This is a genomic window from Maribellus sp. CM-23, from assembly GCF_021354595.1.
Lineage (GTDB): Bacteria > Bacteroidota > Bacteroidia > Bacteroidales > Prolixibacteraceae > Draconibacterium.
Window position 1 is genome coordinate 1 of record NZ_JADWYJ010000010.1, and the last position, 22,083, is coordinate 22,083.

Here is a 22,083-nt window from a genome sequence, read left to right on the forward strand (position 1 = left end):
CTCTCAGTCGCGTTAAGAACTTTGCTTTCTGTGAAAGCGGCGGCAAAGGTAGACATCTTTTCTTTTACTCCAAATTTTTGAAGCTTTTTTTTCAAAGTTTTTTATTCCCCGGGTCAACCTATCGGTATTCCCATTCTATCCAAAACTTAACTGATGCTCCATCACCTGTTCCTAATCTTTCATTCCCTCAGTGAACGTCTCGCTCGTAAAGCGGCTGCAAAAGTAAACAAGGTTTCCGGCTTTCCAAACTTTTTAACCTCAAAAATCAAGGCTTTTCTTGCCCTTAACAACCAATCTTTTGAACCTCAGCCCCGTAACCCATCAACTTTTTTCAGAAGATTTTTAAAGCGGCCGATTTAAACAGGCAGTAAACCGTTGTACCCTCTTCCAGCTCCATGTTTTCCCGCGAGGCTTCCGTGATCTCCACCAGCACTTTCTCCCCCGCATCTACCATACAAAAAGAAAGCCCGTTACGTGAAAAGATCTTGTCAATTCTCCCTTTTATCTGGTTGCGCAATGAAATCTGAGGGATAGCGTGAAGAGAAATGGAGATGTCTTCGGGTCTTATCAGGACTTTTACCGGCACGCCTTCCTTCACTTCCCCACTCAGCATTTGCTGTAATACCTGTACCTGGAAGTCGCTGGTACGGCTTTGCAACAAAACCATGCTCCGCAAAGGCAAAGTCTCGACAACACACAAATCAAATACATTGTATAAGCCCGCACCTTTCACCATGTCGAGATTTGATTCATCCAGAATCAGATCCTGGAAACGCCCCAGTGCTTTTACCTTGCCTTCTTTTAATAGTAAAAGATCGCTGGTAAGACTTAACAGGTCGGGCAAATCGTGACTGACCACCAACATTGGTATGTGAAAACGCAGATTGATCGCTTTTAAAAAGGGAATAATATTGTTGCGCAGGTTTACATCCACGGCCGAGAATGGCTCATCCATTAAAAGAATACGGGCTCCGCTTAACAAAGCACGGCCAATGGCTATCCGCTGCTTCTCCCCTCCCGAACACTCCGAGGGTTTCTTCGCCAGCAGATGGCTTACATTAAGGATATCCACCAATTCGTTGAAATTGATCTCAGCATTGGTTCCTTTTTTAATACCGTACTTCAGGTTCTTTTCAATAGTGAGGTGTGGAAATAACCTGATATCCTGAAAAACATAGCCAACGTTTCGCTTTTGCACCGGGAGATTGATCTTTTGCTCCGAATTAAAAACCTTTTCATCCCGAATGGTTATGCAGCCGGCATCCGGTTTTACCAAGCCGGCTATTGAATTCAGCAAACTCGACTTGCCATGCCCCGAAGGTCCGTAAACACCGGTGATTCCATTGTTCACCGTCGCCTGCACATCAAGCAGGAATTCTTTTCGCTGCAGCCTTATGTCGAATTTCAGCATTTTACTCATACCCTTCTTTTTAAAATCCGACGGTTTAAATACTCTGCACCAATCATAGCCGCCAGCGACAACAGTACCGAAACAACAACCAACCTCAGTGTCGACGATTCCTGTCCGGGGACCTGCATGGCCGAGAAAATGGCCAGCGGCAAGGTTTGCGTCTCGCCGGATATATTACCAGCAAAAGAGATGGTTGCGCCAAACTCGCCCAGACTGCGGGCAAAAGCAAGAATAGCTCCACTGATCACACCCGGAAGTGCCAGCGGCAGAGTAATACTGAAAAAAACTCGGAGACCGGAAGCTCCTAACGTTCGGGCGGCTTCCTCATAATTTCGATCTACCAGCTCGATGGAAAGCCGGATTGAACGTGTTACCAAAGGAAAGGAAACCACCACGGCCGCAATTACTGCCGCGGGGAAAGAAAAAGCAATCTGAATGCCCCAATGTTCGTAAAAGAAAGATCCGATCCAGCCGTTTCTGCCCAAAAGCACTAACAACAGATAACCGGTGGTTACCGGAGGTAATACAAGCGGCAGGTGCAGAAAGCCTTCCACCGCTGCTTTCCCCACAAAATTTTTGCGAGCCAGCAGCCAACCTGTAAAAACGGCTACCGGCAACACTGCAATCGTACAAAGTACGGCTACCTTCAGCGAAAGTTCAATGGCTGTTATTTCGGATGATGAATATGAAAAAAGGTTGTTCAATCCTGTTTATTGAATAAATCCGTATTTCTCCCAAACCGGGAGTGCTTTTTCGGACACAATATAATTATATAGTTGGAGAGAATTTTCATTTTCGCTGCCTTTTACAACAGCCATGTAGTAATTCACGGGCTTGTGCAGCGAATCGGGAAACTCGGTCAGGATTTTAACCTTGGCTGATTTCAGCGCATCCGTTTTATATACTACCCCGGCTTCCACTTCCCCCAACTCTACGACCATTAATGCCGAACGGACATCTTTGGCAGGAAGAAAGCGGGACTCCAGTTCCTTTTCACAATTCAGCTTCTCAAATATCTGAACCGCGTATGCTCCTGCCGGTACGTGTTGCGGATCGCCAATGGAAATACGTCCTTTGAAAACTTCGGGAAGTTTCACATCCGGCGTAAAAACAAACGGCTCAATTTCGCTATTGACAGGAGCCACCAATACCATCTTATTAGCGGCTACTTTTTTACTGGTTCCCGGAATGGTCTTACCCAGATCGTCCAGGTAGTCGAGCCATTTTTTATTGGCCGATATAAAAAGGGAAGGTGCTGCTCCATGATCGATCTGCCGGGCCAAAGTACCCGACGATGCCAGATTCAATTTGACTTCCCGGCCAGTTTCCTTCTCAAATTCGGCACAGATATCAGAAACCACATCGGTTAAACTGGAAGCACAAAACACCACCAGCTCTCTCTTCTCTTTTGTTTTTTTATGTCCGCAGGAAGCCAACAGAACAACTGATATGAATATCCAGCTTAAATACTTCATCACAAGTCACTAATTTACATTGCACCAACTTTTGCCTTGTAAAACTAAGCAATCAAACAATTGTCCGTATGGATTGGCTCCGTGTTTTTCCTGTTATCAACCTCGAAAAATTTACAACCGAGTGCAAGCTTCCATTAAAAAACCGGTTTTTGTCCCAAAACATTGCTGCAAGTTTTTGTGTGTGAATAGAAACAGGGCACGAATAAGACACCTTCTTGTCTGAATTACTTAACATTTAAGAAACATTCCAAATAACTGATGCACAAATTCTTATTTAAAAAAAGTTACTTTTTAACAAAACAAAACACAAAATTAGTTGACTTTTGCAACCATCTGCTTTATTTTGCGACCTGATTTAGCAATGGAAATGAAAACAGAAAAGCCAATTACCTATTTATTAGGTAGAACATTTAATTTAATGCGAATGAAGCTAAAGGAAAGCTTCAGGGAAAACCATATAGATGTAAGCATGGAACAATTTTTCGTGCTTAACCTGATCGATCACAAAGATGATTTGACACAGCAAGATCTGGCCAATCATTTTCAGAAAGACAAATCGTTGATTTTGCGCCATGTGAATACCTTGATTGAGGATTCGTATGTTGATCGCAAAACCGACGATGCAGACAAACGAAAGAAAATTCTGATTATGACCGAAAAAGGCAGGGAGGTTTTGGAACAGTTAAAAGGAGTAGCACGTAAAGTGTCGGATGACTTGATGGTCGGAATAACCGAGAAAGAAAAAGAGGTTTTCCATACGGTCATCGAGAAAATTCAAAAAAACACCGGGCAGATCGACCTCTTTTCGAATATCGAAGTTTGTAAAAAGTAACTCAGAAAATTATACAACAAAAGCATGAAAACAATTAAGCAATTTAGAAATTTGAGTATCCTGGCAGTATTAATCGCAGCATACTCGTGTTCGAACGCCCCAAAAGGGCCAGCCGGGATGGCCGGCCAGGTGAGAGAACTAAAGGTAATGGAGCTCTCGCCCCGCGACATCACGCTCTTCCAGGATTTCCCCACCACACTGCAAGGGGAACAAACCGTGGAAATTCGACCACGAGTAGCCGGATACATTGAAAGCATCCTGGTGGATGAAGGAGACCATGTAAAAAAAGGCCAGGTTCTATTCAAACTCAACGCCAACGACATTCAAGCGCAGGTTCGCTCGGCAGAGGCCCAGGTAAAAGTGGCCGAATCGCTGGTAGCTACCGCTAAAATCAACGTTGACAAAACAAAACCTCTGGTAGAAAAGAACATTATCAGCAGCTTTGAACTGGAGTCGGTTGAAACCAGTCTTAAATCGGCCGAAGCACAACTGGCACAAGCAAAAGCCAACCTGGCCAATTCGAAAGCCAATTTACAGTACACCGTTATTACCAGCCCAACCAACGGAATCATCGGGAATTTCCCTTACCGTGTGGGCAGCCTGGTAAGCAGCAGTATTTCACAGCCTTTAACAACGGTTTCAAATACCTCATCGATGCAGGCTTACTTTTCGATGAATGAAAAGGACTTTCTGCAGATGACAAAATTCCTGGAAGGAAGCAACACCCGCGAGAAACTGGCAAAACTGCCTGAGGTGGAACTGGTGTTACCCGATAATTCGGTATACAATATTAAAGGTAAGATTGAAACAGCCAGCGGTATTGTTGACCAGCAAACGGGAGCCGTAAATATCCGTGCTTCATTCTCAAATCCGGAAGGCGATCTCCGCTCGGGTGGCAGCGGCCGGGTACGTTTACCCGAAATTCACCGCTCGGTTATTACTGTGCCGCAAAAGGCCACTTTCGAAATTCAGGGGACGCATTTTGTTTACGTGGTGAACAACGAGAACAAAGTGGTAAACACAGCGATTCAAACCATTGCTGGTAACCTGAAAGAAGAATACGTTGTTACCGCGGGGCTGAAACCCGGCGACAAAATTGTTACCGAAGGAGTTGCCACGCTTCGCGACGGGATGGAAATCAAACCCAAATTGGACAACCAGCAGGCAACAGCTTCAAACAATCAGGCTTCAGGTAACTAATCTTAATACTCGATTACTATGTTTAGAACATTCATAGAACGGCCGGTACTATCAACGGTCATTTCAATAATATTGGTAATTCTCGGAGTACTGGGAATTGTCACCCTTCCGATTGAGCAATATCCTGACATTGCTCCGCCAACCATCCGCGTGTCGGCCAACTATACCGGTGCCGATGCCCAAACCGTTTTGAACAGCGTGGTTATTCCGCTGGAAGAACAGATTAACGGGGTGGAAGACATGATTTACATGAACTCTACTGCCAGTAACTCAGGAATGGCTGCTATCGAAGTTTATTTCAAGCAGGGTACCGATCCTGACATGGCGGCGGTAAACGTTCAGAACCGTGTGGCCAGGGCCAATGCCCTTTTGCCCGCCGAAGTAACAAGAGCGGGGGTGATCACCGCCAAACGGCAAAACAACATGTTAATGGTGTTCTCGTTGTACAGCCCAAATGGCGAATACGATGAAACCTTTCTTCAGAATTATTCGAAGATTAACCTGTTGCCACAGGTACAGCGTGTAAACGGAGTGGGTGAAGCCATGGTGTTTGGAGCAAAAGATTACTCGATGAGAGTCTGGCTCAAACCCGATGTAATGGCGAGTTATAACTTAATTCCGTCGGACATTACCGCTGCATTGAATGCACAAAACCTGGAAGCAGCTCCCGGACGTTTTGGACAGCAAAACGACCAGAGTTACGAATACGTAATACGCTACAAAGGAAAACTAACGCAACCCGAAGAATTTGAAAACATCGTTATCAAAGCCGACGACGATGGTAATGTGCTTCGCCTGCGCGATGTAGCCCGTGTGGAAATGGGTTCGCTGAGTTACAATGTTGATACCCACACCCAGGGAAAACCGGGTATTGGTATGGCCATTTTTCAATCGGCCGGTTCCAATGCACGCGAAGTAATTATGGAAGTTGAAAAGGTGCTGGAAGATGCCTCCGAAACTTTCCCTCCCGGAATTGAATATGTGGTACTAATGAACACCAACGACTTCCTGGATGCCTCTATTTCAAAAGTGCTTCACACCTTACTCGAAGCATTTATCCTGGTATTTATTGTGGTATTTGTGTTCCTGCAAAACTTCCGGGCTACACTTATTCCGGCGATTGCAGTTCCGGTATCGATCATTGGTACTTTCTTTTTCCTGAACCTTTTCGGATTCAGTATTAACCTGCTTACTCTGTTTGCGCTGGTACTTGCCATCGGGATTGTAGTTGATGATGCCATTGTGGTGGTGGAAGCTGTTCACGCCAAACTCGACAAGGGAAAAATGACACCCAAAGCAGCAGCTATTTCTGCTATGAGCGAAATTTCCACTGCCATTATTTCGATTACCCTGGTTATGGGAGCGGTGTTTGTGCCGGTAACCTTTATCACCGGTACTACGGGTGTTTTCTTCCGACAGTTTGGGATCACGTTAACAGTGGCGATCATTTTATCGGCAGTTAATGCGCTAACGCTTAGTCCTGCCCTTTGTGCTATTTTCCTGAAACCGCACGAAGAAGAAATGAAAGGAAAGAAAGGATTGACAAAACGCTTTGCCACATCCTTCAATACAGCCTTTGACACCATGACCCTGAAATACAAAAAAGTGACCGGGTTCTTTATTCATCATAAATGGCTGGCTTCAGGAATGATTGTCGTTTTTGTTGGGGTACTGGTATTCTTAATGAAAACCACACCAACCGGTTTTGTGCCAAGCGAAGACACTGGACGTATGTTTGTGGACATTGCCATGCCTCCTGCCACTTCTGCCGAACGAACACTTGAAGTGGCCAAAGAGATTGACAGAATTATTGAAACTGTGCCTGAAATAACATCGCGGACCGTGGTAACCGGCTTCTCTTTTATGGGAGGTTCAGGCAGTCCGTACGGAATGGTGATTGCCAACCTGAAATCATTTGAAGAACGAAAAGGAAAAGGGGAAGACCTGAACAGTGTTATTCAGAAAATGTACATGCTCACTTCCCAGATCAAGGATGCACGAATTATTATATTCTCGCCACCAATGGTTCCCGGGTTTAGTGTAACAGGTGGTTTTGAATTGAAACTGGAAGACAAAACCGGTGGAGACATTCATCAGTTTGAGAAAATATCCAATGAATTTTTGGGAGCGCTGAACCAGCGTCCGGAGATACAGTATGCCCGTACTACCTTTAACACCGGGTTCCCGCAATACCGGATTGATGTTGATGCGGCACGCTGTATGCGGTCGGGAATTCAGGTAAGTTCGGTACTTTCGGCCATGCAGGGCTACATTGGAGGTTACTACGCGTCTGATTTTAACCGCTTCGGAAAACAATACCGTGTAATGGTTCAGTCGGAAGCTGAATTCCGCGGAAACCCTGATGATTTGAACAACATAAAAATAAGAACTGCTGGCGGCGAGATGGCACCGATCTCCGAATTTATCACATTAACACGGGTTTATGGTCCTGAAAGCATCAACCGTTTTAACATGTATACAGCTATTTCGGTGAACGGTGCACCAAATCCGGGCTTTAGTTCGGGAGCAGCAATCGATGCCATCAGAGAAGTGGCAGCCGAACACCTGCCTGCCGGATACGACTATGAATTCTCCGGAATCACACGTGAAGAAATCAGCGCAGGCAGTCAAACCATCCTTATTTTTATGCTTAGTTTGATTTTCGTGTACTTCTTCCTGGCGGCCCAGTACGAAAGTTACATTATCCCATTATCTATTTTGACATCGTTGCCCATCGGTATTTCGGGTGCATTTATTTTTGCCCGATTAATGGGAGTGGAAAACAACATTTACCTGCAAATTTCTTTGATCATGCTTATCGGGCTGCTAGCCAAGAACGCGATCCTGATTGTGGAATTTGCCCGGCAAAGGCGAGAGTCAGGAATGTCCATTGTGCAGGCAGCCATTGAAGGAGCTACTGCCCGACTCCGCCCCATTCTGATGACATCGTTTGCATTTATTGTAGGCTTGCTGCCATTGATCGTTGGAAGTGGGGTTGGTGCCAACGGAAACCGCTCTATCGGTGCCGGAGCAATCGGAGGTATGCTTATCGGTACGATGATCGGGATCCTGGTAATTCCGGCCATGTTTGTGGTTTTCCAGATTCTTCAGGAAAAAGTAGCAAAACCGAAAAATACAGAAATCTCAGAAATGAACAGCCTGGCTTAATTCCGGGGTAAAGAATGAAACGAATATGAATTCATATAAAAATATAATTCTTACGATTGCGGCAACGCTTGTACTATTCTCGTGCAGTACCAGCAACCACTACCAACGCAGTCAGACAAATACTGACGAGCTTTTGGGCGAAGTAGCCCCCGACAGCCTGAACCTTGCCAACGAAAACTGGCAGGACCTGTTTAACGATCCCTTGCTCGACAGCCTCGTTGCTGAAGGGCTAAGAAGTAACTTCGATTTACAAGCAGCCATTCAGCGGGTAAATGCTTCGGAAGCCTATTTTAACCAAAGTCGCGCAGCACTGCTACCGTCTTTGTCGGCCCAGGCCGGACACACCTATGTCAATACTTCTAAGTCAACCTCTCCCAACGGACCGGCCAGTTACAACGCCTCGCAGGTGATTGTACAAAGTAGCTGGGAAGTTGATATCTGGGGAAAGTTGAACAGTGCAAAAAAGGCGGCCTATTTCGACTACCTGGCAACCGATGCCGCCAAAAATGCGGTTAAAACCCGGCTGATCTCAAACATTGCTTTGGCCTATTACAACCTGCTGGCACTCGACAGCAAACTGGCGATTACTCACGAAACAGTAAAAACCAGTGCTAATTTGGTTGAGACCATGAAAAGCCTGAAAGAAACCGGGCGGGTAACGGGTGCAGCTGTTGTACAAAGCGAAGCAGCCCGCTATGCGGCTGAAGTTACCATTCCTGATATTGAACAACAGATCAGGGAAACGGAAAATACGCTTTGTCTTTTACTGGGAAGAACTCCGGGGCCGATCGCACGGGGTAAACTGGAAGACCAAAAAGCCAACGAACTCCTGAGTACCGGAGTTCCGGCCGAGTTGCTCGACAACCGCCCCGATGTTATGCAGGCTGAATTTGGCTTAATCAGTGCCTATGAAATGACCAACAACGCAAGGGCTTATTTCTATCCTTCGGTTACCTTAACCGCAAACGCTGGTTTTGAAGCCTTGGAATTTAAGGATTTGTTTGACCCGGCCTCGTTTGCCGCCAATATTGTAGGGGGACTTACGCAACCGATCTTTAACAAACGGCAAAACAAAACACGTCTCGAAGTGGCGAAAGCGCAACAAGCGGCTGCATTGGCAAATTTCAGCAGTACTTTGCTGAATGCCGGAAAAGAAGTGAACAATGCGCTCTCTCTTTACGAAGCATCGGTACAAAAAAGCGAGCTTCGCCAAAAACAACTGGAAGCACTTGAAAAATCGGTTGATTATACAAAAGAACTGCTCAACTACGGTTCGGCAACTTACACCGAAGTTTTAAATGCCCAGCAAAGTTTGCTAAATGCCCAGTTAAGCAATGTAAACGACCACATTCAACAGCTAACTGCTGTGGTAAACCTTTATCATGCATTAGGCGGCGGGTGGAAGTAACATCTGCTTTCCGGAATAAAAAATGGAGCCACTATATGCAGTGGCTCCATTTTTTATTTTATTCTCATCCGTGGGCTATAGATATCCTATTATTATTCATTCGCTCCGGTATTTCTTTCTCCACTGACTCCTATAGCATTCATCGCCTTTTTAATAATCTTTCGTAAAGCAGGTGTACCCGTTTTATTCTCACCTGATTTTCCTGTTCAATTTCAGAAGGGGCTACTCCAGCAATAAAAAGGAAGAACGAAAGAATTAGGTCAGTTAAAGTACAACAATGCCAAGCAGAATCACTCATTTGTCCATACCTGAAGTCCCAACTCCCCGGTTGGTTCACCATGATCATGGCGGCAATGGCTACTCCTCGAAACACATCGAGAGCAATTACTCTTTCGCATTTTTCATATATTCTTGTCGAGTTATAAGAGTGATTTATTCAATTTCTCAGCTCAACCATTTGTCCCTGTTTTGAGCAACAAACTCATCATCATTTAGATGGGGATAGACCGCATAAACCCGGTCAATTTCAGCTTTCTGCGACGGAGAAAGAACTTCCCGTTCATCCAGCGTCCAGATGCCTTCCAGCAGTCCCTGACGACGTAAAACCTCGTGAAGGCCTACGATACAACCTGCAAAATTATGGGCAACATCAAAAAACGCGGCATTCGTATCGGTTACCTCATGAGCCAGCACCAAAGCTTCTTTCACATCACGATCCAGCTTGCCGGCCTGAACACTTTCCAGTAAGTTTACGGCAGCATGGGTCCACACGGCCCAATGTCCCAATAGTCCTCCTACTACACGCTTGGCGTGTATTGTTGAGTCCACCGGAATTTGATACTCCGACAGTAAATCCACCACAATATTATCGTCATTCCCGGTGTAAAGAGCAACCTGATCAGCACGACCGGATTCAACTACTCCACGAACCACATCCAGGGTATGATAACGATTGAACGGAGCCATTTTAATTGCGATCACGTTCTCAATGCGCGCAAATTCACGCCAAAATTCAACATCCAGTTTCCTCCCGCCAACTGCCGGTTGCAGGTAGAAACCAATTACCGGGATAACTTCAGCGACAGCCCGGCAATGCTCAAGAATAGCAAAGTTAGAGTCTTCAGCAAAAGCAGCCACACTTAGCAGAACAGCATGAAAACCGTTTTTAAGCGCCAAGCGGGCTTCGGCTACCGCCTGTTCTGTTCGTCCAATAACCCCGGCAATTCGGATAACCGGCTTTTGCGTTCGGTGCTGAAAACTATCAAATTCCTCCCGAGCAATCTCCAGAACTGGCTCAAAAAGGCCAATTTTCGGTAGTCGTATTTCAAACTGGGTTGTGTGAACTGCTACGGCCACTCCTCCTGCACCCGCATCCAGGTAATACCTCATCAGAGCACGTTGACGTCGTTCATCCAATTTCCGCGATTGATTCAAAGCCAACGGGAGTGCCGGTATAACCACTCCCTGTCGAAAGCGGGTTAGGACATCTTTAGGTATTTCGCTATAATTCATCGTATTGTTGTTTAGTAATTGCCATCTCTGTTTTCAAAATGGGTTGGCTTCCCCAAAAGTTTATGCTTCCCTGACACCCACTGGGCTGTCCAGTAAATCAGTTTGTCAATACCTACTTCCGGTTTGCCAAATCGTTTGAAGGATTCTTCTGCATTGCCCAACAATGCGGTCTCTGCTTCAACTCCTTTCAGTGTTACTTTCTTGTTCATCAATTCGCCAAATTTTAACGCAGTTTCGCGAACGGAGAGTAATTCAGGGCCTGTTATATTCAAGGTTTTCGCAGGACTCTCACAATGCTCAATGGCCCGTAAGATCATGGCATTGGCGTCTCCCTGCCAAATCACATTTACATAGCCCATGGTAACATCAATTGGTTTTTCTTCCAATACTTTGGTGGCGATATCGACCAAAACACCATAGCGCATTTCAACTGCATAAAACAGCCGGATCAGCGAAACAAATGTATGGTTCTTCAGACTTCCAAATTCAAAAAGCCGCTCGCGTCCTAAGCACGACTGAGCATATTCTCCGATAGGTTGTGGCACATCTGTTTCTTTTGATCCCCCACTTTGGTGATGAACATGTGAGTAAACACAGCCCGTGGAGAAAGCTACGATTCTTGAGTTTTTGTATTTATCGGCCACTAGCCCGGGCAAGTAAGCATTCATGGCCCAGGTTGCCGATTCGTTCCCGGTTGTGCCAAATTTTGTCCCGGCCAGGTAGTAAACATTCTTCACATCCGGAAGGCTCCTGACAAAATCCAGATCCAACAAATCGCCTTTCAAGGTTTCAATGCCACTCTCCTCCAGCAACTGCCGTTGCGACTCCTCACTAAAGCGTGAAACTCCGATAATTCGTTTCTCGATTCCTGCCTGCAAACAAGCCTCTCTGGCCATCCGAGCCATGGAAACTCCCATTTTTCCAGCCACTCCCAGAAAGATCAAATCGCCATCCAGCTTTTTGATCATTTCCACAACTTCCCTGGATGGCCTGGAAAGAGCCGTCTCCAACTCTTCTTCATTTTCATAATAATCCGGGTACTTTTTCATAAGTTTAAATTGAATGTCATTTTATGAAACTTGCATGGGCAATTTAACCAGACTCATTTTGTCCTTCTGCAACCATGCCGTTTCATTGATTTAATTCTCCATTTCTGATTATAATTTCCTGGTAAATGGCTACAGCCTGTATTAACTTGTCGATGGGACAATACTCATTGGTTTGATGGGCCTGTTTGGGGTCTCCGGGGCCCAAAATAATGGTTGGAGCTCCTCCGTAGAGTTGTTGAAGAACCGAGCCATCCGTTAAATAGGGCAATGCCTTTACGCCACTGATCCCCTTGACTTTTGAACGACAGACCGCATTTGCCAATTTCGCAAAAGGATCTTGCTCATTCGTACGAACAGCTGGGAGATCAACCAGGACATCCAGTTTAATAGCTGATCCCAACTCCTGCTGTAACCGGTCCAGAATCTCACTATGCCCTATCTTTCCAGTTGAACGAATGTCGATGGAAAACTCAGCATAGTCTGGCACCGAATTGATATTCATTCCCCCGCTCATTCGACCAACATTGACAGTTGGCAGGCCAAGCAAAGGATCCGGCTCAACATCAAATGTCATTTTTTCAATCTTCTGAATTGCCCGGGCAACTTTATAAATCGCATTGTCCCCTAGCTCCGGCATGGAAGAATGGGCTGTTTTCCCCTGGGCTGATGCATTCAGATACAAACCACCTTTATGTCCAACGGCGGGGAAGTTCGCTGTTGGCTCCCCAACTATAATTGCGCTGGCCTTTCCCGGGCTTGTTATCGTTTTTGCCAACTGAACAGCGCCCTGGCACCCCAGTTCTTCTCCAGCGGTAAACAGAAGCCGGACTCCTCCAAGCGGTTTAGTCTCCCTAAAGGAGTTGATGGCAGCGCAAATCATAGCAGCAACACCTCCTTTCATATCGCTTGCTCCACGACCATAAATCTTGTCTCCTTCGATTACCCCTAAAAAAGGATCATACTTCCAGCTTTCTTTTCCAACCGGGACAACATCCAGATGACCGGACAGAACAATTGGGGCATAACCTGCAGATAGTCCTTTTTCGGCCACAACATGCAACCGGTTATCTGAAAAAACAGGGTATTCAACCTGAAACCCATGGGCGGAAAGTAAATTTCCGATGTAACGGGCTGCATCTGCCTCATTGCCTGGCGGATTAACCGTGTTAAAGCGAATCAGCTCCTGAGTTAACAGAACCACATCAGGCAGTTTCCTGCACTCTGATTTCTGAGTATTATAAGACATTGAAAAACTGCACTAATTTCTGATACATAAAATAAATCATCACCATAATACAGATCAGACCGATAATAGCAATCGCATTCTGCAACAGTCTATTCCGATGTGCCCCCATGAGTTTTCGCTGGTTCACCACCAATAGTAAGCCAATTGCAATGGCTGGTACAGCCATCATTGAAGAGGCCTGCGCCATAACCAGAGCATAAATAACATTTCCGCGAAAGAAAATTGCCACAAACATGCCCAGTAAAAGAATGATCGCGGTAAAGATCTTCGGCATTTTTTCATTCATGGAACGACCGAGTCCCAAGCTATCAGACAGTAAGCCTCCGCCAATTACGGCATTGACCATGAGAGAGGAAAAAGCCGCAGCACACAGTCCCAAGCTGAAGATAATTTTAGAAACACCTCCAAACAAGGCATCCATTTGCTGTGCCATATCTGCTGCCGAGCGAACCACAATGCCTCGTGGCTTCAAAGCTGTAGCCGATGTAATTATGATAATCGCTGAGATGGTTGATAGAAAAGCAATTCCGGCGAAAGTATCTTTCAATCCACGGGACAGCTGTTCTTTTTTCCAACCTTTATCCTGTGCCAGGTAGGCCTGATAGATTGCTGCAGACAAGGCAAATGATGTCGCCATTAACGCAACGATAACTTCAACCTGACCGATCGAAAAAGTCCGTGGAATAAACCCCATGCCAACCGAAACAAGGTTCGGCTTAGTCAAAATAAGATTCACCATAAAGGCAACAATCATGATCATTACAATCGCCACCATCAGTTTCTCCAGAACTTTATACAGGTTTTTAGCCCAAAACAGCAACAAGAGCGCCAAAGGCGTAAAAATCAATGGCCATACCCGCTCATCAATGCCGGTAATTCCCTGCATTCCAATTCCAATCCCCAAATTATTCCCAAATTGAAAGCTCGAAGTGGATAAAAAGGTAGACAGGCCAATCAATACGGCAAACCAACGTCCGTAGCTTCGCGAAATAACCTCCAAAACTGATTTTTCGCTTACCACGCCAAAACGTGTTCCCATGGAGGCATAAACCATCATAAAAACAGCAGCCAGCACAATCACCCACAAAAAAGAATAACCATGTTCGGAGCCAATTCGTGAGGCAACGGTAATGCTCCCTGGGCCCAAAACAACGGAAGCCATTATAAAACCAGGGCCAATAATCCGTAATGATTCACGTAGTTTGATTTGCATTTTTTCTCCTATAATAACAGGTATGATCCTCCTTGTTTATCGACTCGATGACAACACACTCTTTTTGTAAGACAAAAACCTGTCTATTCCGGAGATATGACTTGAAGGGAATAAAAACAACACACAGAGAGATGCTATTTCAATTAAATTTTTATTTACAATCCAATAACTTCCCTCCGCATGGGTGTTGATACCAGCTCCAACGAGAGGGGGGTATGCAAAATAATAAAGCAACAAAAGAATTATCCCCGCTATCTTTAATGGTTTCGAAAATAATCCGATAAACAAACCTAATCCGATGACAACCAAGCCCCACATATTTAACGTGTCAACAAAAGCAAGAAGTGATTCAGACCGGGACAGACTTCTAAACAGTGGTGCCAAAGGACCAATTGCCCCCGCCAAATAAAACTCTGCAGTCCAATTGGGGGTAAAAACCTTTATCAGCCCTTCATACAAAAAATGCCAGCCGATTAAAACTCTCAGAAAAGTCAATCCAAAAATCTGCCAATTTGAATAGTTATTTTCTATTCTATTTTTTTTTATTTCTATCATGGTATTCGATTTGTTTCAGTACTAACCAATAATTACTTTCTCTCTTTCTGCATCCCATCGCACCACTTTATTGTGTTTGATGGCCAAATTGGCAAGATTAAAGGTCACTGCTTCCTCAAATCCAACATCAATATTACAACTGGTTTCACCTTGACCACGGATAGCATCAATCCACTCTTTAAGATGTAAAAAAGTTGCATCAATTACTTTTCCATCAATAAAGGTAGGCCCGTAACCTCCTTTTATGTATGCCTTTGATGTGGCGGTAGAAACAGCATCAACATCAGCATTGGGTTCATAATAATACATCGGATCAGCACTGTCTGATTCAATATCTTTATAACGCTCCGAATAACCATCTTTATACAACATAATTGCCCTGTCAACATCCATTGATGCCTCAGAGCCTAAGATATGAGACTGCCGGTATATACCACTTTTTAATGTACCATCGTAGGTCATTGTCAGCCCTCGTTGAGGATAACTGAATATGGCATTGATAACATCAGGCATATCACCATGATTCTTATAATAATATTGTCCCCCCATCGCAACAACCATTTCAGGAATTCCAAGATCGAGAACCTGATTTACCCCATCATATTTATGTGAAAAATCATTCCCGGTAACACTTGTGCCATAATCACTGTATCGCTGCCAGTTAAAATATCGTTTGGGGTCGAATTCGCACCATGGAGCATTTCCTAAAAATTCTTTCCAATTAATATTACTCTCATTTCCTAAAGCATCGAACCTTCGTTGTCTTATCCAAGCTCCGTTTAAGCTATTCCTATTTGTATACGTTTGAACCATTGAAACATCACCCAACACACCTTTTTGGTATAATTCGCGTGCAATTTTAAAACTCATTTGCTGTCTGTTCTCATGCCCCAACTGAAAAATAACCCCTGTAGATTTAATTGTATTTCGTAACTCCACAGCTTCTTCAATAGTGTGAGTCATTGGCTTTTCAAGATAAACGTGCTTGCCCGCTTTAGCAGCGTCTATAGCAATCTGGGCATGCGTATGATCTGGCGTAGAAATTACAATAGCATCAATCTCGTTACTTTCAATCATTTCCCGATAAGTCGTGTAAATTTTTGCCGGTTTTGGCTTTCCTTTACCTCCTCCAGGCCGAATATCATTTAACGAAATTTCGACCCCGCGTTTTGCATGCAAATCAAACGTATCGCAAACTCCTGCAAATTCAACATTTAAGTCTTCTTGCTCTAAAAATTCTTGAAATCGTTTGGTATACTTCCCATTTACCGTTTGTTTTTCAACTTCTTCCGGATGAGTATAACCCAATGAATGCAATAGTTGCTCACCTCGCCAGCCATGCCCAACCAAACCAAACCTCAACCGGTTACCGCTATTACCCGTTGGGCGTTGCAACTTCGCCCCTGGTGCCTCCAGTTGCCTAATCTTTAATATCTGCTTGTAATCTTTACTTTTCTCTTCTATTCCTTTCGGAATATTATTTTTGAATTCGAAGGCAAAATAACCAAGAAGCGGAACTGCTGCCAACCCCTTAATAAAATCACGTCTGAAAATAGATGCCCCATGTTTTTTCATATTCTGCAATTTTTAATTGAAGTAATAGTATAAGAGACCGTTCAAGTCCAGCTTGACTCAAACAGTCTCTCATACCCTCAAGGTAAAACACTTAACAAGTACTTAAAACTAATTATCCCATCCCGGATTCTGAGTTAAATTCTCGTTTAGCAAAAGCTGATTTTTGGGAATTGCACTTAAATAGTCACGATCAACATCAAACCCGTAACCATTTGGCATTTTATTTTTATACGGATCCAGAAATCCATTCTCATCAACAGGAAAAGGATTAATTGAGATCTGTGATGATAAAAATCCTTTTGGTCTTTTTCCCACAATTAATTCATCCATTGCCGCCCAACGTTTTAAATCAAAAGCACGTAATCTTTCAGAAACAAGTTCAACACGCCGCTCTCTTCTGATTTCATTAATGGTAGGTGACAGGTTAGGAAAATCCCAATTAGGATCAACTGTTATACCTGCAAGATCTAAATTTGGCATACCCGCCCGGGCTCTTAGCTTTTTTATTGTTTTATCAACATCAGCCTGAGAAATTGAGCCTAATTCAGCTTTGGCCTCAATATAATTAAGTAAAACTTCTGCATACCTGTATATAATGGCAGGAGTCTCTTCAGTTTGAGGAACGTGATAAATCTTTTGTGGATTATAACCTTTAGCATTCACATAACCAGCAGGAGAATTATATTGAACTGAAGAATTTAGCAAATTGAAAACAGTTTGACGCCAATCAAAGACGGTCCCATCTTCTAAAATTAACCATTCAAAATCAGGTGTAGCGATGGTTTGATAAAACCTTGGGTCACGGTTTTGCATTTCAACATCAAGCGTTTCATACCCCTTAAAAAGTGGGCTAACTGCAATTGGATCACCATCTGTACACAGATACGAATCAGCCAGTGATTTTGTTAATGAATGATTATAAGGGAACTCTCCCATATGATTTGGCTCATTTCGGAACACCTCTTCACCTTTCTGCAAAACATTATCAAATTTTTTCCAAAACATCACCTCCTCATTCGAAGAGTAATCCCGCAAAATGAACAGATCATGATAATCTGAAGTTGGATTACTTGTTGAATAGATGTTGTATACTCCTGAATTCATAACAGCTGTTGCTGCCTCAACTGCTTTCGTAAAAAACTTATTTGGATTTGCATTACTTACTCCAAACGGAGTGCCGTTGTGGTATTTTTCCCATGAACCTTCAAAAAGGGCTACCCGACTTTGAATCAAGAGTGCCATCCATTTATTTATGCGCGAACAACCATCTGTTTTATCTGCAGTAAGGTAAATTGCAGCCGAATCGAGATCAGCAATAATATTATCAGCCACAATATTCCGGGGAGTTCTCGGAGCATAAAGTTCAGGTGACTCTGTTCCAATCTCAGTTGAAAACCATTGTATATCCCCATAGTTTTGCAAAAGATCAAAATAAATCATTGCTCTGAAAAAATGTGCTTCCCCTAAATATTGCTTATACTCTTCAAGCGCAGCATTTTCTTTAACCCGACTGTAGTTATCAAAAAAATAGTTAATATTTCTTACAGGGCCGAAATTAATGTTTCTGGCACCATCAAGAGTTCTATTACCATTCAACCACACATCATAATTACCAGTTACAGCATTATCAGAATCAAAATCGCTACCATGTTCACGTGTTATTGGAAACATGGAACTGGTATAAAATTGATTTACATAGGTTTTTAGATCTGCCGGGCTTTTGAAAAAATCAACTGACCCTACTTGATCTAACGGACTCCTGTCCAGGAAATTATCATCGCATGCATTAATGAATAGCATCAATACAATTAAACGAATAGCTATTTTAAAATTTTTCATAATCAATAATGCTTTTAGAATGTTAAATTCAAACCAACCGAAAAAGACCTTGACATCGGATAGAAACCACCTGAGTCAGTGTATCCAGTTGCTGCGTCAATAACTGATTCCGGGTCTATTGATTTTGGCAAGCTTTTTATTGTTATCAGGTTCTGACCTGAGACATAAATCCTTGCATTTTGAAGATAGACCTTCTCTGAAATATGCCCTGGAATAGTATACCCCACCTGAATATTCTTTAACCGTAGATAAGCAGCGTTAAGTACATACCTAGACTGTATTTCTACGTTTTTATAGGTTTCGCTGCTGAAATAAGGTTTTGGAAAATAAGCATCGGTATTGGGACCAAACATATTCGTTTCATCTGCAGGACGCCAATAATCCAACGTTGGTGACCCCTTTATTATTCCTGAATTACTCCAGGTATGTGTTATTCCGTTAAACGTTTTATTATTATACGCGGGGTGGTAATCACGCTTTAGATTTCCATACCACTGCATGCTGAAATCAAATCCCTTCCAATTAAATCCTCCGGAAATCCCAAGATTATAACGTGGGGAAGTATTCCCAATAACCTTTAAGTCTCCATGATCGTCCAATGTTCTTCCTCCATTTGTAATTTTTTCATCACCGTTGAGGTCTTTGTATCTGATATCGCCAGGTCCCCATCGAGAATAAATTGCAGATTGATCCGCCATAGTCTCCGCTTCTTCTTGTGTTTGAATTATGCCCTCAGTTTCGTAGCCCCATAATTCACCAACATTCTTCCCTGCGTACCAGCTATTAATAAATCCGTTATCATTCCGATACTTTAAGATTGTTGACCTTGCATCACCCAAGCTAATTTGTGCATTGTATGAAAAATCAGACGAAATCCGATCTTTCCAACTCAATATCAATTCAAAACCCTTCGTTTCCATCTCTGCATTGTTTGCCTTTGGTGTACTTGTGCCTAACGTATATGGAAGAGTTTCCGCCGGACCAAACATATTGGTAGTCTTTCTCTTGAACCAGTCGAAGTTTAATTCTAATCGATTATTAATAAATCCGGCATCAAGCCCCAAATTCAATGTCGTAATTGTCTCCCAAGTTAGATCGTCGCTAATTAAATTCGGAGTTAATGCATATGGAGGTCGTTCTCCTCCAATGAGCCAAGGAGTCTCAGTCACAACAGGCACACTTGGAATATATAAATACCGGCTAACGTTTTGATTGCCCAGTGATCCATATGAAGCCCTTATTTTAAAACTATTTACGTATGATTTAATGGGTTGCCAGAAGTTTTCTTTAGAGACCTGATAACCTGCAGAAGCTGAAGGGAAAAATCCCCATCTTGATTCAGGCGCAAACCTGGATGAGCCATTGTAGCGTGCGCTAACTTCCAAAAGGTACTTTTCTTTATAATTGTAATTAATACGCCCAAAAATACCTTGAGTCGCCCAGTCCCATTTGGTATCATCAACAGTTGAGGTTCCAAGCGAGGTGCTTATTGACGGAACCTCTTCGGAGATTAATTGCCCCCCGGCACCACCTAACCAAGAATAAAATTTTTGCTCTTGTTCATAACCCGCCAGCGCCTTGATATAATGATCGCCGAGTGACTTTTCATAAGAAGTTGTGGCACTAATTAAAGAGTATGGAGCAGAAGAAAAGCTGGATTCATACGATGCAATTGGTTTACCGACATTACCAAAACCACCCGTTCCAAGTTCTACCCACACAGGTTTTGGATTTGACTCAACGTTCTCGAATGTAACGTTGTAAGTATATGCAATATTAGTTTTCCACCCCTTTATTGGTTCAATTTCGGTACCAGCAGTAACCAAAAAATCGTTCGATTTTGTTTTAATGCGACCAGATGATTCCATGGACCTTATCCATGGATTACCAATGCTCCCATTAATATTATATTTTGGAGTTAAAGGACTCCACGAATACAGGCTAAGCCATATATACCTTCTTTCTACAGTAGTTATCCCATGTGGATGATCTGTATTGGAGTTCGCAAATTTGGTACTCAAATTAAAACTTAACCAGTCCGTAACTTTCGTATTGAAATTCGCCATAAGATCATACCGTTTGTAGTCATCATACCCGGCTGAGTAATAACCGTCTTCATCGAAAAATCCTAATGAAAGATAGTACTGAGTTCTATCATCTCCACCGCTTATATTAACGCTATGTCTTTGATCTATTTTTACAGGCTTTAACCATTCGTATGGCCAGTCATAGTTTGCATTTCCAACCCGTCTGCCAGCCCAAATATTATGAGGAGGATTTTCAGGATCATACTCAGTAAGGTATGTACCATCAAGGTATCCTTTTATCCGGGCCAGATACTCATCATTGTATATTGGAGGACTTCCTGCATTTACCGATGCCTGGTTATAAGCCGTTGCATACGTCAGCGAATTTTCTAGGTGCCCCACTCCGAGTGTCGTTCCAAATGTAAAGTTATTATTGTACTGCACCTGCATCTTCCCATTCTTATTCCCCTTCTTGGTTGTTATTAAAACAACACCAAAAGGAGCACGTGCACCATAAATTGCGGAAGCAGATGCATCTTTTAGAACAGATACACTTTCGATGTTTCCGGGATCTAAATTATTAATATTCATTTCCACTCCATCAACTAAAATAAGCGGAGAATCATTCCCTGAAATTGATCCCATCCCACGAATATTCCACTCAGGCGTAGCTCCTGGCTCTCCACCAAAAGCGCCCAACGAAATGTTTAAGTTTGGAGATACTCCTCTTAAAACCTCTCCTACATTGGGCAAAGGTCTATTTTCTAAATCTTTCATTGATACCGAAGACACAGCTCCAGTAACATTAACTTTTTTCTGTGTGCCGTAGCCAACCACGATCACCTCGTCTACTCCAAATGTTTCCTCTTCAAGAACTACAGAAACCTGTTCTTTATCAACAATTGAAACTATTTGCGATTTCATTCCCACAAATGAGAACTCCAAAAACTCTGCATTAGAAGGGACATCGAGAGAATACTCACCGTTTATATCAGTAATAACGCCAATAGTCGTTCCCTTCACAACAATTGAAACACCGGGGATTGCCTCACCCTTTGCATCGGTAACAGTCCCGCGAACAGTTTTCGATTGTGGTTGAACAGTTTCACTCCTAAAATTTAGAGGTAATTCAGCATGCTCATCTTCAAGAATAACGATCTGTCTATCGTAAATTTTATAAACATTATTTGTCCCTTCAAAAACCTGCTTCAGTACTGCTTCTACAGTTACATTTTTTGCCTCAACATTTACCTTTCGATTTACATCAACAACCTTTTCGTTGTATAGCAAAACAAATTCACTATTGTCTTCAATTTGCTGAAATACATCTTTCACCGTAGTATTGCTCAACCCCAGATTGAATTTGGTTTGTTGCGAATAGATGTTTCCGGCAGAGACAGCAAATACCGAAAGCATTAAAACAGTTACTAGCTTCATTTTTAATAGAATTTTTGCAATACTCCCTCTTGCGAGACATGGTATTGTTCGCGTTTTTTTCATAATTTTGAAATGTAAAGATTAGATACTTTATTTAATTTAATCTGAAAGCCGGCAGGCCTGCACGCCTATCGGC

The 22,083-nt window shown here is 43.2% G+C and carries 16 protein-coding genes; 4 read left to right on the forward strand and 12 right to left on the reverse strand.

All coding sequences use genetic code 11. From position 1 onward, the window contains the following. Positions 1-331 precede the first annotated feature (331 nt). From modC to modA, 3 genes are read right to left on the reverse strand one after another with little or no spacing between them, the layout of a single operon-like run. A complete protein-coding gene (gene modC, locus INQ51_RS22015) occupies positions 332-1,420 on the reverse strand; it encodes a molybdenum ABC transporter ATP-binding protein (RefSeq protein ID WP_233380151.1) in 1,089 nt (362 codons plus the stop codon). Next, a complete protein-coding gene (gene modB / locus INQ51_RS22020) occupies positions 1,417-2,115 on the reverse strand; it encodes a molybdate ABC transporter permease subunit (protein WP_233380152.1) in 699 nt (232 codons plus the stop codon). The genes modC and modB overlap by 4 nt, the downstream gene beginning before the upstream one ends. A 6-nt stretch (positions 2,116-2,121) precedes the next feature. Next, a complete protein-coding gene (gene modA, locus INQ51_RS22025) occupies positions 2,122-2,886 on the reverse strand; it encodes a molybdate ABC transporter substrate-binding protein (protein ID WP_233380227.1) in 765 nt (254 codons plus the stop codon). 424 nt (positions 2,887-3,310) lie between these two features. Between modA and INQ51_RS22030 the strand changes: the two genes are divergently transcribed. Genes INQ51_RS22030 through INQ51_RS22045 form a run of 4 tightly spaced genes read left to right on the forward strand, consistent with a single transcriptional unit; the run spans position 3,311 to position 9,494 of the window. Then, positions 3,311-3,718: a MarR family winged helix-turn-helix transcriptional regulator gene (locus tag INQ51_RS22030; protein ID WP_233380153.1), complete on the forward strand. Its 408-nt coding sequence runs from the start codon at positions 3,311-3,313 to the stop codon at positions 3,716-3,718. A 24-nt stretch (positions 3,719-3,742) separates the two neighbouring features. Continuing rightward, a complete protein-coding gene (locus INQ51_RS22035; RefSeq protein ID WP_233380154.1) occupies positions 3,743-4,918 on the forward strand; it encodes an efflux RND transporter periplasmic adaptor subunit in 1,176 nt (391 codons plus the stop codon). 18 nt (positions 4,919-4,936) lie between these two features. Further along, positions 4,937-8,086, forward strand: a complete 3,150-nt coding sequence (locus tag INQ51_RS22040; protein WP_233380155.1) for an efflux RND transporter permease subunit — start codon at positions 4,937-4,939, stop codon at positions 8,084-8,086. A gap of 25 nt (positions 8,087-8,111) precedes the next feature. Beyond that, complete coding sequence (locus tag INQ51_RS22045) at positions 8,112-9,494, forward strand: efflux transporter outer membrane subunit (protein WP_233380156.1); 1,383 nt, start codon at positions 8,112-8,114, stop codon at positions 9,492-9,494. Between the two features lie 139 nt (positions 9,495-9,633). On the opposite strand, the gene INQ51_RS22780 is transcribed toward INQ51_RS22045, so the two are convergent. The 9 genes from INQ51_RS22780 to INQ51_RS22085 form a co-directional block, all read right to left on the reverse strand. Next, positions 9,634-9,930 carry a heparan-alpha-glucosaminide N-acetyltransferase domain-containing protein gene (locus INQ51_RS22780; RefSeq protein WP_410796584.1) on the reverse strand — a complete coding sequence of 99 codons (297 nt, stop codon included), beginning with the start codon at positions 9,928-9,930 and terminating at the stop codon, positions 9,634-9,636. Positions 9,931-9,938: 8 nt separating this feature from the next. Next, entirely contained in the window at positions 9,939-11,006 is a 1,068-nt protein-coding gene (locus tag INQ51_RS22050) for a dihydrodipicolinate synthase family protein (RefSeq protein ID WP_233380157.1), read from the reverse strand. 11 nt (positions 11,007-11,017) lie between these two features. Beyond that, the gene (locus tag INQ51_RS22055) at positions 11,018-12,055 is read right to left on the reverse strand and encodes an NAD-dependent epimerase/dehydratase family protein (RefSeq protein WP_233380158.1); all 1,038 of its coding nucleotides are present in this window, start codon (positions 12,053-12,055) and stop codon (positions 11,018-11,020) included. Between the two features lie 82 nt (positions 12,056-12,137). Then, entirely contained in the window at positions 12,138-13,256 is a 1,119-nt protein-coding gene (locus INQ51_RS22060; protein WP_233380159.1) for a M20 family metallopeptidase, read from the reverse strand. Positions 13,257-13,290: 34 nt separating this feature from the next. Continuing rightward, positions 13,291-14,514 (reverse strand): Nramp family divalent metal transporter, encoded by a 1,224-nt coding sequence (locus tag INQ51_RS22065; RefSeq protein ID WP_233380160.1) that lies wholly within the window; start codon positions 14,512-14,514, stop codon positions 13,291-13,293. Positions 14,515-14,550: 36 nt separating this feature from the next. Next, positions 14,551-15,069, reverse strand: coding sequence for a DoxX family protein (locus INQ51_RS22070; RefSeq protein ID WP_233380161.1), 519 nt, complete (start codon positions 15,067-15,069; stop codon positions 14,551-14,553). A gap of 21 nt (positions 15,070-15,090) precedes the next feature. After that, positions 15,091-16,644, reverse strand: a complete 1,554-nt coding sequence (locus INQ51_RS22075; RefSeq protein WP_233380162.1) for a Gfo/Idh/MocA family protein — start codon at positions 16,642-16,644, stop codon at positions 15,091-15,093. Positions 16,645-16,752: 108 nt separating this feature from the next. Beyond that, on the reverse strand, positions 16,753-18,483 hold the full coding sequence (locus INQ51_RS22080; RefSeq protein WP_233380163.1) for a RagB/SusD family nutrient uptake outer membrane protein: 1,731 nt from the start codon (positions 18,481-18,483) through the stop codon (positions 16,753-16,755). Between the two features lie 14 nt (positions 18,484-18,497). Next, positions 18,498-22,010, reverse strand: a complete 3,513-nt coding sequence (locus INQ51_RS22085) for a TonB-dependent receptor (RefSeq protein WP_233380164.1) — start codon at positions 22,008-22,010, stop codon at positions 18,498-18,500. Positions 22,011-22,083 lie beyond the last annotated feature (73 nt).